Consider the following 12,540-nt stretch of genomic DNA (forward strand, 5'->3'; position numbering starts at 1 on the left):
CTCTCTATATTGCAGTCTCTGCAAAAATGCGGCAACTGAATTTCTGCGTGATCTGAATCTCGGGTAGGGGGCGGAATACGGAACCGCCCTACCGCCCCGTCCGGGGCGGTAGGGCGGTCAGGGCCACCAGGGGTCAGGCCCGGGACTTCTCCTGGGAGGCGAACTGGGTCCGGTAGAGCGCCGTGTAGAGCCCGCCCTGGTCCAGCAGCTCGTCGTGGGTGCCGCGCTCCAGGATCCGCCCGTCCTCCATGACGAGGATCAGGTCGGCCTCGCGCACCGTGGCCAGCCGGTGGGCGATCACCAGCGAGGTGCGCCCCTCCAGGGCCGTGGCCAGCGCCCGCTGCACGGCCGCCTCGGACTCGGAGTCCAGGTGCGCCGTCGCCTCGTCCAGCACCACCACCGAGGGGCGCTTGAGCAGCAGCCGCGCGATCGCCAGCCGCTGCTTCTCACCGCCGGAGAGCCGGTAGCCCCGGTCGCCCACCATGGTGTCCAGGCCGTCGGGGAGCGCCTCCAGCAGGTGGCCCAACTGCGCCGCCCGCATCGCCTCCTCCAGTTCGGCGTCGGTGGCGTCGGGCCGGGCGTAGCGCAGGTTGGCCCCGACGGTGTCGTGGAAGAGCTGGGCGTCCTGGGTGACCACGCCCACCGCATCGCGCACCGAGTCGAACGTCGCCTCCCGCAGGTCGGTCCCGCCCAGGCGCACCGCACCGTCGGTCGGGTCGTAGAGCCGCGTCACCAGGTGGGTCAGGGTGGTCTTCCCGGCCCCGGAGGGGCCCACCAGCGCCACCAGCGCCCCGGCCGGGGCGGTGAAGGACACCCCGCTGAGCACCTGGGTGTCGTCGCCCGACTCGGCGGCGGGGGTCAGCTCCAGGGAGGTCAGCGAGGACTCGGCGGCGGTGGGGTAGCGGAAGGAGACCCCGTCGAACTCCACGTCCAGCGGGCCCGCGGGCAGCGGCCGGGCGTCGGGGGCCTCGTCGATCATCGGCTTCAGGTCCAGCACCTCGAACACCCGGTCGAAGCTGACCAGGGCCGTCATCACCTCGACGTGGACGTTGGACAGCGCGGTGATGGGCGCGTACAGCCGGGTGAGCAGGGTGGCGAGCGCCACCAGCGTGCCCAGCTCGAAGGCGCCGCCGATGACCAGCGCGCCGCCGACGCCGTAGACGACCGCGGTGGCCAGCGCGGTGATCAGCCCGATCATGGTGAACAGCAGGCCGCCCACCACGGACTGGGTGATGCCGATGTCGCGCACCCGGCCGGCCTGGTCGGCGAAGGCGGCCGCCTCCTCCTTCGGGCGGCCGTACAGCTTGACCAGCATCGCCCCGCCGACATTGAACCGCTCGGTCATCAGCGAGCTCATCTCGGCGTTGAGGTTCATCCCCTCGCGGGAGATGCCGGCGAGCCGGCGGCCGATCAGCTTTGCGGGGACCAGGAACAGCGGCACCATCACCAGCGCGGCCAGGGTGATCTGCCAGGAGAGCACGAACATGGTGGCCAGCACGGCGACCGTGCTGATGAGGTTGGACACCACCGACTGCAGGACCGAGGTGATGGCCCGCTGGGCGCCCACCACGTCGGTGTTGAGCCGGCTGATCAGCGACCCGGTCTGGGTGCGGGTGAAGAACGCCAGCGGCATCCGCTGGACGTGCGTGAACACCTGGGTGCGCAGCAGGTAGATGACGCCCTCGCCGATGCGCGCGGACAGCCACCGGTTGGCCAGGTTGAGCACGGCCTCCAGGAACGCCAGCCCGGCCACGGCCAGGGCCAGCGAGGCCACCAGGCCGGTGTCGCGGCCGCCGACGCCCTGGTCGATGATCTGCTTGAGCAGCAGCGGGTTGGCCACCACGATCGCCGAGGCCAGTGAGGTACCGGTCACGAAGAGCACGATGGAGCGCCAGTGCGGCCGGGCATAGCCCACGATGCGCCGGGCGAGGCCCTTGGGCAGCGTCGTCTTGGCGGCGCTGCCGTCGTTGACCAGGGAACGGTAGATCGGGGGCCCGCCCCCGCCCATCATCGCCATCTCGACCTCATTCCCCCTCGGGCTCGTTCCCCATCGGGACATCGCGCGGAAGCACGGCGGCGCGCGCCGGATCGGGCGCCGCCCTGCAGCGTCGTCAACAGCCCCGCCGTGCGGGCTGTTCCCGGGCGTTCCGTTCGAGCCGGGCGGCCGGAAGCGGCCGTCACCGGAGCCGGCCCCCGTGCCGCGGAACCGCCGTCCGCTCACACCGGGAGCCACCGGAGCCTCGGCCCCGCCCGGCCCGCCTGGCGGACGTGCGGCCCGCCGGCGGAGGCCTGACCCGGCCCGGAAGGGCATGGCCCGCCTGGAGGAAGGGGCGCCCCACCCCCTGAACCCGGGGCTGCGGGCTCCTGCTCTACAGGCTGGGGGAGAGGCGGTTCAAGGTGGCACTGGTGGAGCGGCCGCGGGTCAGCGGCAGCTCCCAGAACTCGGCGCCCAGCGCCTCGGCACCGCGCCGCTTGGCCTCGGTGTGCGGGTCCCCGGCGGTGATGGCCAGCGCTGCGGGCGCCATCGGGCGCAGCAGGCCGGCGTAGGAGTCCCAGTCGTTGACCTCGGGCGGTCCGGAGACGATGAACACACCGTCCACACAGCGCAGCGCGGCCAGCAGCTCGGCCCGCTCGTCGTCGGGGTTGACCGGCCGGTCCGGGCCCTTCCATGCGCTCACCCGGCGGTCGTCCTCCACCCCCACGACCAAGGGCAGCCCGCGGTCGCGGATGGCGGACAGGAAGCGCAGGTGGCCCACGTGCAGCACATCGAACACCCCGGTCACCACGGCCGGGGCCGCACCGGCCGGCGGCCCGGCGATCCAGCGGGCCGTCAGCGCGGGAACCTGCATCGGCATCTGCACACCTTCACACGATCGACCGGACGCGGAGCGGCCGAGGCGAGCCCTCCCCGCCCGACCCAAGATATCCCCGCCGGGGGCCCCGGCCCCTCCCGGGGCACGCACGACCCACCACACGACAAAAAGGCCAGGCCCCGAGGCGACCCGGCCGAACGCGCAGACTTGGACCCAGGATCCCCGCCCCAGTCCGCAGCGAGCGAAGACCGCGACGATGGGGATGCCGTCCTCTCTGGTGCCATGAAGTCGAACTCTTCAAAGCCGTGACACCGGCCGAAGACGTTGATACTCCTCGAGCGCCCTCAAGTCAGCTCGAGCTGGCCTGTTCCTATAGCTGACCTTGAGCAAGTTCAGGGCGGAGGCTCCTCTCTTGCTGTAGTTTTCCAGCCGTGCCGCTTCCCACCACCTCGACGCAGCTCCGCCAGCTCGGTAAACGACTGGCCAAGGGGACGGAGATCAGTGACGCTGACTTCGACCTGCTTGCGCGGGTCTTGGCCGCTTATCAGGATGCCCTGGATCTGGCTGAGAAGCGCCTAAGGCGATTGGGCTATCCAGTGGCCACCCGTGTGAAGACCACGGGAACCCTAGTGCAGAAGCTGCGCCGCGAACCGAGTATGCCGCTGAAGTCTGTCCAAGACGTGGCTGGTGCCCGCATCGTCGTCGACGACGGGTGGCCTGGTCAGGACGCGGTCGTCGAGAGGATCGTCACAGAGTTCGCGGATGGCTCGAGGAAGCCCGCACCGAGGGACCGCAGAGCTGAGCCCAGCTGTGGTTACAGGGCAGTGCATGTGGTGGTCTACGTCGCGGACCTCCCCGTGGAAATCCAAGTTCGCACAGAGCTCCAGGACGCGTGGGCTCAGATTGTGGAGAAGCTGGGCGACCGTTGGGGGCGAGGGCTGAGGTACGGCGAGGGGCCTGAGCGCCCAGATGACCCAGTTGAAGGGGTCGATCCCCCTCTGACCAGGTCAGAACTCTTCGATAAGCTGCTTCGGATCAGTGAGCGGATCCATGAGGTTGAGGACGTTGGCGCGCAGCTCGCTGAGGTCAAGGCGAGGGCTATAGAGCTCGGGCACGAGTGCGATGGGGCTGTGCTGCGTCAGTGTGACGCTCTCTCGGAGCGCCTCCATGGCCATGAAGACCGGTTGCGGGCTACAGTGGAGGCGTTGACGGGTTGGATGACGAGCTAGGAGCGCTAATATGACCCAATTCCTTGTGGTCTTTGACCGCTCCGCGGGCGAGATCATCCACAGGGCAGAGTTCGCTGACCGGCAAGTCGCTCTGCGTGAGCGTTTCGTCGCCGAACGCAAGCATCGTCATGAGTCCGACATCGAGGTCGTCGTGCTCGGTGGTGACTCCTGGGAGGCGCTTAAGCGTACCCACGCGCGCTACTTCCAGGGCATGCGGGAGCTAGCCGACAACGCGCTGCGAATGGTCAAGCCTGCTTAGGGATCGCATCGAAGGTGCTGGTGACGTCACTAGTGGGTGATCCCGGCCAGCTCCCTGATTCCAGCTTTGGCCTAGTGGGCCTGTCCCGGTCTCCTCGCGTAGGGGCGGCTGTGTCGTCGGCGCCCTTGGTGACCGATTGAAGCTGGTCGATGCGACGATGGCCGCCTTCCCTCTTGGAACTCCCAACGGAATGAGGCTGAGAGTGGTTGGATCATCACAGAGGCGATGATCTGGGAGTTGTCCGGTGGCCAGGCCGAGGCCAGGGGAAGTCGATGACGAGCTGTGGGCCGGGGTCGAGCCGCTGCTCCCCAGAGCCGAACGGCGTTTCCGGCGTCCCGGGAGGAAGCGTCTCGATGACCGAAAGCTCCTCTAGGGCATCCTCTGTTCGTCCTGCACACCGGCATCGCCTGGGAGCACCTATCCCGGGAGCTGGGGTTCGGCTCCGGGATGACCTGCTGGCGGCGGTCGCCCAACTTGGGGTGGCACACGTCCTGCCTGCCGTTGGGTTCTGCCTTTGTGGTCGAGCGGTGGACTGCTCGGTTCGTGAGGCCGAAGGTCTCAGCGGGCACTTGGCACCGTCGGTCTCGGCAAGCAGGGCAAGTGCCTGTCGGAAACCGTGCCCACCTTCGTAGTACTGGCAGAAGGCGCGGATCGACGCCAAGCTCCCCGGTGTCCGCTTCCATGATCTTCGGCACGCGGGCAACACCTTCGCGGCCGAAGCCGGCGCCTCGCTGCGGGAGCTGATGACCAGGATGGGCCACTCCAGTACCCGCGCGGCACTCGTCTACCTCCACGCGCGCGACGAGCGCGCCCGAGAGCTGTCCGACGCGATGGGGGAGCGAGCGGAGAGGGAGCTGCGTGAGGCCTTAGGAGCTGCCGAGTCGCACACCGAAACGGGCGAACCCCAAGATCAGGAAGGTGGTCCCGGAGCGGTCGGTCCCGACGAGGAGGACGGGCCGACGGGCACGTAGCGGGCACGCGCCGGGCCGGCCCCCCTAACGGTCGAAGGGCCAGGGCACCGTACTTCCTTCGGTGCCCTGGCCCTTCGTCGTCCGAGCGGGCGACGGGAATCGAACCCGCATGACCAGCTTGGAAGGCTGGAGTTCTGCCATTGAACTACGCCCGCGTGGCTCCGGTGCGTCAGAGTTTCCTCTAGACTCGTTGAGCCGACGGGGACAAGACTACAGTCTCCGCAGCGTTGGTCGTACACCCGGAGGCACGGCCGGCGCGAGCAGTCCGGGGAGTAGCGCAGCTTGGTTAGCGCGCATGCTTTGGGAGCATGAGGCCGCGGGTTCGAATCCCGCCTCCCCGACGAGTACGTCATGGCTCGTGGTCCGGGGGCGCTGCGGCTCCCGTAGGCCCTGAGCCCCTGCTGTTCTGCCCTAGACTTGGTGTGATCAGCAGGGGGACGAACGCGAGACCGGGTGCCGGTCTCGGATCAAGGCCCCACGGCTCGGATCACTGACTGCTCGGCCGGTGCCGTCCCGGGCACCGCGGCCTTGCGTCGTGCCCTGCGTGCCGGGTCGTCCCGGAAAACAGCCGGAAATCTAGGAGTACCGCCCCGTGAAGACCGATGTCGAGGAGCTCAGCCCGACCCGGGTCAAGCTGACCATCGAGGTTCCGTTCAAGGAGCTGGACCACGCCTTCGACGAGACCTACAAGTCGCTGGCCAAGCAGGTCCGGATCAAGGGCTTCCGCCCGGGTAAGGCGCCGGCCCGGCTGATCGACCGCTACGTCGGCCGCGGAGCGGTGATCAGCGAGGCGGTCAACCACGCCGTCCCCGAGCTCTACAACGAGGCCATCCAGAAGGAGGAGGTCTTCGCGCTGGGCCAGCCCGACGTGGAGATCACCAAGCTGGAGGACAACGAGGAGCTGGCCTTCACCGCCGAGGTCGACGTCCGACCCAAGTTCGAGGTCACCGACTGGGAGGGCATCGAGGTCACGGTCGACGACGCCGAGGCCGCCGACGAGCAGGTCGAGGAGCAGCTGGGCAACCTGCGCGAGCGGTTCTCCACCCTGGTCGGCGCCGACCGTCCGGCCGCCGAGGGCGACCACGTGTCCATCGACCTCTCCGCCGCCGTCGACGGCGAGAAGCTGGAGGACGTCCAGGCCAGCGGCGTCTCCTACGAGGTCGGCACCAACACCATGCTCGAGGGCCTGGACGAGGCCCTGACGGGCATGTCCGAGGGCGACGAAGCCACCTTCTCCACCAAGCTGGTCGGTGGCGAGCACGAGGGCCAGGACGCCGATGTCACCGTCACGGTGCACAGCGTCAAGGTCAAGGAGCTCCCCGAGCTGGACGACGAGTTCGCCCAGCTGGCCAGCGAGTTCGACACCATCGAGGAGCTGCGCGCCGACGTGCGCAAGCGCCTCGGCGAGATGCGCCGCGTCCAGCAGCTCTCCCAGGCCCGCGACCGCGCCATGGAGAAGCTGGTCGACTCGGTCGACATCCCGCTGCCGGACTCGGTCGTCGACGAGGAGGTCGACCGCCGCCGCCAGAGCCTGGAGAACCAGCTCCAGCAGGGCGGGCTGACCAAGGAGTCCTACCTGGAGTCCCAGGGCCAGACCGAGGAGGAGTTCGACGAGGAGCTGAAGACCAGCGCCCGCTCCGCGGTCAAGGCCGGCTTCGTCCTCGACCAGCTCGCCGTCCAGGAGGAGCTGTCGGCCGGCCAGGAGGACCTGACCGCCTACGTCGTCGAGCAGGCGCAGCGCATGGGCGTCTCCCCGGACCAGCTGGCCCAGCACCTGGTGCAGTCCAACCAGCTGCAGATCGCCTACACCGAGGTCGTCCGCTCCAAGGCCATGGACCTGGTCCTGGAGAAGGCCAAGGTGAGCGACGAGTCCGGCAACGCCGTCGAGACCGCCCAGGGCGGCGACGAGGCCGAGGCCACGGCCGAGGCCGCCGTTGACGCCGCCGCCGAGGAGGCGGACCCGGGTGCCGATGACAAGGCCGACGAGAAGGTCGAAGAGAAGGCCGAGGACGGCAAGTCCGAGTAAGGCTTGCGCTCTGAAGCTCTGGGCCCCCGGCCGCGCCGTGCGCGGATCGGGGGCCCGTTCGCTTCGTGCGGAATGGGCGGCCTTTCCCGGTCGTGCCATGCGCTCAAAGCGAACAGGACCGCCAAGCGTGCGAGCGGGCCTGTGAAGAGCGTTAGTGTCGCAAGCGTCGCAACCGTTTCGATTTCGGAGCAGGTGACGAGAGTGCCGCCGACCCAGAATGAGTCCATGCGAGTCGATGCCCGAACGGCCGAGTCGCCTATTCCCCAGGTGTTCGAGCAGACGTCCCAGCGCCTGCTGCGTCAGCGCATCATCTTCCTCGGCCAGCAGGTCGACGACGAGATCGCCAACCGCATCGTGGGTGAGCTGCTGCTGCTGTCGGCCGAGGACCGCCAGCGGGACATCACGCTCTACATCAACTCCCCGGGCGGTTCGGTCACCGCCGGCATGGCGATCTACGACGTCATGCAGTACATCCCCAACGACGTGCGCACCGTCAGCATGGGCATGGCCGCCTCCATGGGTCAGTTCCTGCTGTGCGCCGGTGCGACCGGCAAGCGCTTCGCGCTGCCCCACGCCCGCGTGATGATGCACCAGCCGATCGGCGGGATCGGGGGCACGGCCTCCGACATCCGGATCCTCGCGGACGACCTGCTCTACGTGAAGAAGATGTTCCAGGAGCGCATCGCCTTCCACACCGGCCAGACGGTGGAGCAGATCGCGAAGGACTCCGACCGGGACCGCTGGTTCACCGCCCAGGAGGCCAAGGAGTACGGATTCATCGACGAGGTGCTCGAGGGCACCCTCGACGTCTCCGGGCAGTCCTGAGGCCGGGCTCCCGGCCGCGGCCGGGGCCGCGAACGGGCGCAGGGCCGGTTACCCCCGAAGTACGGTGCATGTGGAGGGCCAGAACATGAACGAGTACGCGCACAAGGCGTTCGGCGCAGGCGGTATGGCTCCGCCGAGCCCGCAGAACCGCTACATTCTTCCGTCGTTCGTCGAGCGCACCTCGTACGGCGTCAAGGAGATGAATCCGTACAACAAGCTCTTCGAGGAGCGGATCATCTTCGTCGGCGTGCAGATCGACGACACCTCGGCCAACGACATCATGGCGCAGCTGCTCACCCTGGAGCAGATCGACGCCGACCGCGACATCCAGATGTACATCAACTCCCCGGGCGGGTCGTTCACGTCGCTCATGGCGATCTACGACACGATGCAGTTCGTCCGCCCGGACGTGCAGACGGTGTGCATCGGCCAGGCCGCCTCGGCCGCCGCGGTGCTCCTCGCCGGCGGCAGCAAGGGCAAGCGCGGCTGCCTGCCCAACGCCCGGATCCTGATCCACCAGCCGGCCACCGACGTCACGCGCGGCCAGGCCAGCGACATCGAGATCCAGGCCAACGAGATCATGCGGATCCGCAAGCAGCTGGAGAGCACGCTCGCGCGGCACACCGACAAGACCGAGGAAGAGATCTCGCAGGACATCGAGCGGGACAAGATCCTCACCGCGGAGGAAGCCAAGGAGTACGGCATCGTCGACTTCGTGCTCCCCTACCGCAAGACCTCGCTGAAGTAGGCGGCTTCCGCGGGCCCGGCAGGGCCCGCGGGGCCCGCCCTCGGGGCACCGGCTCCACACGCCGCGGGGGAACGGATGGTGAAGCCGGTCTCCCACTTCGCTTACGCTCGTAAGGAGCGACGCACAGATCACCCCGCACGGAGTCGGCGCCGGAGGGCATATCCTGCAATAGCGGATGGCTCGCTGGGGACGCCTCGCACAGCGGACCGCGCAGCGGGCGCACGGGCGCCGTTGACGGGGCGGCCTACGTTTTAAGGAGTGGCTGGGTGGCACGCATCGGCGACGGTGGAGACCTGCTGAAGTGCTCTTTCTGCGGCAAGAGCCAGAAGCAGGTGAAGAAGCTCATTGCCGGCCCGGGTGTGTACATCTGCGACGAGTGCATCGACCTGTGCAATGAGATCATCGAGGAGGAGCTCGCCGACTCCACCGAGCTCAAGTGGGACAGCCTCCCCAAGCCGCGGGAGATCTACGAGTTCCTCGACTCCTACGTGATCGGCCAGGAACAGGCGAAGAAGGCGCTCTCCGTCGCGGTCTACAACCACTACAAGCGGGTCCAGTCCGAGGGCGACCGCCCCCGCGACGAGGACGTGGAGATCGCCAAGTCCAACATCCTGCTGCTGGGCCCCACCGGCTCGGGCAAGACGCTGCTCGCCCAGACGCTGGCCAAGATCCTCAACGTCCCCTTCGCGATCGCCGACGCCACCGCGCTCACCGAGGCCGGCTACGTCGGCGAGGACGTGGAGAACATCCTCCTCAAGCTGATCCAGGCGGCCGACTACGACGTCAAGAAGGCCGAGACCGGGATCATCTACATCGACGAGGTCGACAAGGTCGCCCGCAAGAGCGAGAACCCCTCGATCACGCGGGACGTCTCCGGCGAGGGCGTGCAGCAGGCGCTGCTCAAGATCCTGGAGGGCACCACCGCCAGCGTGCCCCCGCAGGGCGGGCGCAAGCACCCGCACCAGGAGTTCATCCAGATCGACACCACCAACGTGCTGTTCATCTGCGGCGGCGCCTTCGCCGGCCTGGACCGCATCATCGACCAGCGGGTGGGCAAGCAGGGGATGGGCTTCAACGGGGTGCTGCGCACCCCCTCCGAGCACCGGGCCGAGGACCTGTTCACCGACGCGATGCCCGAGGACCTGCTCAAGTTCGGGATGATCCCAGAGTTCGTGGGGCGCCTGCCGGTCATCACCAACGTGCACAACCTCGACCGCGAGGCGCTGGTGCAGATCCTCACCGAGCCGCGCAACGCCCTGGTCAAGCAGTACCAGCGCCTGTTCGACCTGGACAACGTGGAGCTGGAGTTCAGCGACGACGCCCTGGAGGCCATCGCCGAGCAGGCGATCATCCGCGGCACCGGCGCCCGCGGGCTGCGCGCCATCATCGAGGAGGTTCTGCTCTCGGTGATGTACGAGGTGCCCAGCCGCGAGGACGTCGGCCAGGTGATCATCACCCGAGAGGCAGTGCTGGAGCACGTCAACCCCACCATCGTCCCGCGCGTGGCACCGGGCGACGAGCCCGAGGAGAAGAGCGCCTAGGCGCCCTCCCCACGGACGCGAAAGGAGCGGCCGCCCCGTGATAGGGGCGGCCGCTCCTTTCGCGTCCGGATCCGTCCGCTCTAGAGGCTCCGAGCGTTCCGTGCGCGCCGACGGGTGCGTCCGCACCGCCCGTCACTCGTCGGCCGCGCCGACACCGCCTGCGCGGTACAGTTCCCTGTCCTGCGCAGCGGCATCCGCTTACCGCGGACCGAAGGCCGCAGAGGGGGCCGCGCGGCGGGGGAGGCCCCGGGGCTCAGCCCTCCAGGGCCTCTTCCATGCGGGCGATGTCGGCCTGCTGCTCGGCGATGACGTCGTTGGCCATCCGCAGTACGTCGGTGTCCTTGCCGTCGACCGTGACGTCCTCGGCCATTTCGATGGCGCCTTCGTGGTGCTCGGTCATCAGCTCCACGAACAGCGCGTCGAACTCGGCGCCGTCGCTGGCCTCCAGGTCGTCCAGCCGGTCCTGGGTGAGCATGCCGGGCATGTCGGTGTGGTCGATCTCGATGGGGCAGGCCTCCAGGCCGCCCCCGCCGTGGTGGCCGCCGCCCTCGACCCCGTCGTCGCCCTCGCGCCACTGCGTGAGGCCGCAGGAGTCGGCGTAGTTGGGGTTGCCCTCGGCCGGCCCGTAGACGTTGGTCTCCAGCCAGGCCTCCATGGCCTCGATCTCCGGCCCCTGCGCGTCCTCGATCCGGTCGGCGATCTTCTCCACGTCCTCGTTCTCGACGCGCTCGGGGGCCATCGCGGTCATGTCCAGCGCCTGCTTGTGGTGCTCGATCATCTTGAGCAGGTAGACGACGTCGGCCTCGTTGTGCGTGATCTCCTGGTTGGCGGCGTCGATCTGCTCCTGGGAGGCGGGGGAGGCGGACTCGCCGGGTCCGCCCGGCATGAGCACGTCGGGCTCGTCGCCGGAGGCGCCGCCCGAGCAGGCGGTGGCCGCGGCGAGGAGGAGGGCGGCTCCGAGCGTCAGGGTGCGACGCGGCACGGGGGCTCCTCTCGGCGGGGGAACGGAGCGGCGGTCGGCCGCTTCCGGGATGTCTACTGGTCGGCAGGGCGGTTTGTCCAGTATCCGCAGGGTCGACGGACGGTGACGGAGCGGGTGTGCACCATGTGAGCTGGCGTGATCGCCCTGTGTAGTCTTTTGTGACGATTTTACCTATGGTCGCCGTTCGTATCGGTATGTATCTTCTTCGTGTTCACCTTCGGTAGGGAGACGAAGAGGAGCCCTCATGCCGATATCCCCCCGGGTGTCCAAGAAACGCCCGTTCCGGCGGCGCCTACCCGGCGCGGCCGTGGCCCTCCTGGCCGCCGCGGGACTGATCGCCTCCGCGCTGCCGGCGCAGGCGGACACCCCCGTCGACGAGATCGACAAGAGCGACAACGTCGAGCTCATGGCGAACCTGCCCAAGCCCGAAGGGTTCGAGCCCACCAACTCCGACCTCGCCTTCACCGGCGACCACGTCATCGTGGGCAACTACAACGGCTTCGTGGTCCACGACGTCTCGGACCCCGCCGAGCCCGAGATCACCGCGGCGGTGCTGTGTCCGGGCGGCCAGGCCGACGTGTCGGTCAGCGGGGACCTGCTCTACTTCTCGGTCGAGTACCCGCGCGCCGGCGACGAGTGCGGCGCCCCGGCGAGCACCCCGGCCGATCCGGACGCCTTCGAGGGCATCCGGATCTTCGACATCTCGGACAAGTCCCGCCCCGAGTACATCGCCTCCGTGCGCACGGACTGCGGATCGCACACCAACACCCTGATCCAGGGCGAGGAGAGCGACCACATCTACGTCTCCTCCTACGCGCCCTCGGACCGGTATCCGAACTGCCGGCCCCCGCACGACAAGATCTCGGTCATCGAGGTGCCCAAGGACGACCCGCAGGACGCGTCGGTGGTCGCGGAGCCGGTGCTCTTCCCCGACGGGGGCAACCACGACCAGGACGGCCTGCTGCGTCCGACCCAGGGCTGCCACGACATCACCGCCTACGCGGAGAAGGGTCTGGCGGCCGGGGCCTGCATGGGCGACGGCGTGATCATGGACATCAGCGACCCCCTGCGGCCCGAGGTGATCGAGACGGTGCGGGACGAGAACTTCGCGTTCTGGCACTCGGCGACGTTCACCAACAAGGGCGA

Annotated in this window: 10 protein-coding genes, 2 tRNA genes and 2 pseudogenes; 10 read left to right on the plus strand and 4 right to left on the minus strand. The window is 68.7% G+C overall.

The features are described 5' to 3' along the window. Positions 1-133: 133 nt before the first annotated feature. Both C892_RS0126140 and C892_RS0126145 read right to left on the minus strand, forming a co-directional pair. Complete coding sequence (locus C892_RS0126140; protein WP_017541496.1) at positions 134-2,017, minus strand: ABC transporter ATP-binding protein; 1,884 nt, start codon at positions 2,015-2,017, stop codon at positions 134-136. Between the two features lie 352 nt (positions 2,018-2,369). Next, positions 2,370-2,855: an adenylyltransferase/cytidyltransferase family protein gene (locus C892_RS0126145; RefSeq protein ID WP_017541497.1), complete on the minus strand. Its 486-nt coding sequence runs from the start codon at positions 2,853-2,855 to the stop codon at positions 2,370-2,372. A 389-nt stretch (positions 2,856-3,244) separates the two neighbouring features. Between C892_RS0126145 and C892_RS30180 the strand changes: the two genes are divergently transcribed. The 4 genes and pseudogenes from C892_RS30180 to C892_RS29640 all read left to right on the plus strand — a co-directional run. Further along, on the plus strand, positions 3,245-4,042 hold the full coding sequence (locus C892_RS30180) for a RelA/SpoT domain-containing protein (protein ID WP_017559631.1): 798 nt from the start codon (positions 3,245-3,247) through the stop codon (positions 4,040-4,042). Between the two features lie 10 nt (positions 4,043-4,052). Continuing rightward, positions 4,053-4,301, plus strand: a complete 249-nt coding sequence (locus tag C892_RS0126155) for a hypothetical protein (protein WP_017559632.1) — start codon at positions 4,053-4,055, stop codon at positions 4,299-4,301. 244 nt (positions 4,302-4,545) lie between these two features. Next, a pseudogene (locus C892_RS32455) lies at positions 4,546-4,766 on the plus strand (transposase); the annotation flags it as partial. 167 nt (positions 4,767-4,933) lie between these two features. Then, positions 4,934-5,272, plus strand: a pseudogene (locus tag C892_RS29640) (tyrosine-type recombinase/integrase); the annotation flags it as partial. Positions 5,273-5,356: 84 nt separating this feature from the next. Here the strand turns inward: C892_RS29640 and C892_RS0126165 are convergent. Continuing rightward, positions 5,357-5,427 (minus strand) — tRNA-Gly (locus tag C892_RS0126165). Between the two features lie 111 nt (positions 5,428-5,538). Between C892_RS0126165 and C892_RS0126170 the strand changes: the two genes are divergently transcribed. From C892_RS0126170 to clpX, 5 genes are all read left to right on the plus strand, one after another. Then, a tRNA-Pro gene (locus tag C892_RS0126170) sits at positions 5,539-5,613 on the plus strand. Positions 5,614-5,864: 251 nt separating this feature from the next. Beyond that, positions 5,865-7,298, plus strand: coding sequence for a trigger factor (gene tig, locus C892_RS0126175; RefSeq protein WP_017559634.1), 1,434 nt, complete (start codon positions 5,865-5,867; stop codon positions 7,296-7,298). A 225-nt stretch (positions 7,299-7,523) separates the two neighbouring features. Continuing rightward, positions 7,524-8,123: an ATP-dependent Clp protease proteolytic subunit gene (locus C892_RS0126180; protein WP_083934482.1), complete on the plus strand. Its 600-nt coding sequence runs from the start codon at positions 7,524-7,526 to the stop codon at positions 8,121-8,123. An 85-nt stretch (positions 8,124-8,208) separates the two neighbouring features. Continuing rightward, a complete protein-coding gene (locus C892_RS0126185) occupies positions 8,209-8,871 on the plus strand; it encodes an ATP-dependent Clp protease proteolytic subunit (RefSeq protein ID WP_017541500.1) in 663 nt (220 codons plus the stop codon). 266 nt (positions 8,872-9,137) lie between these two features. Continuing rightward, positions 9,138-10,412: an ATP-dependent Clp protease ATP-binding subunit ClpX gene (gene clpX / locus C892_RS0126190; protein ID WP_017541501.1), complete on the plus strand. Its 1,275-nt coding sequence runs from the start codon at positions 9,138-9,140 to the stop codon at positions 10,410-10,412. A gap of 253 nt (positions 10,413-10,665) precedes the next feature. On the opposite strand, the gene C892_RS0126195 is transcribed toward clpX, so the two are convergent. Further along, complete coding sequence (locus C892_RS0126195) at positions 10,666-11,394, minus strand: DUF305 domain-containing protein (RefSeq protein WP_017559637.1); 729 nt, start codon at positions 11,392-11,394, stop codon at positions 10,666-10,668. Between the two features lie 244 nt (positions 11,395-11,638). On the opposite strand from C892_RS0126195, the gene C892_RS0126200 reads away from it, so the two are divergent. Continuing rightward, positions 11,639-12,540, plus strand: a 902-nt coding sequence (locus tag C892_RS0126200) for an LVIVD repeat-containing protein (RefSeq protein ID WP_040685613.1), incomplete at its 3' end; no start/stop codon positions are given.

This window comes from Nocardiopsis baichengensis YIM 90130 (genome assembly GCF_000341205.1).
GTDB classification, from domain to species: Bacteria; Actinomycetota; Actinomycetes; order Streptosporangiales; family Streptosporangiaceae; genus Nocardiopsis_A; species Nocardiopsis_A halophila.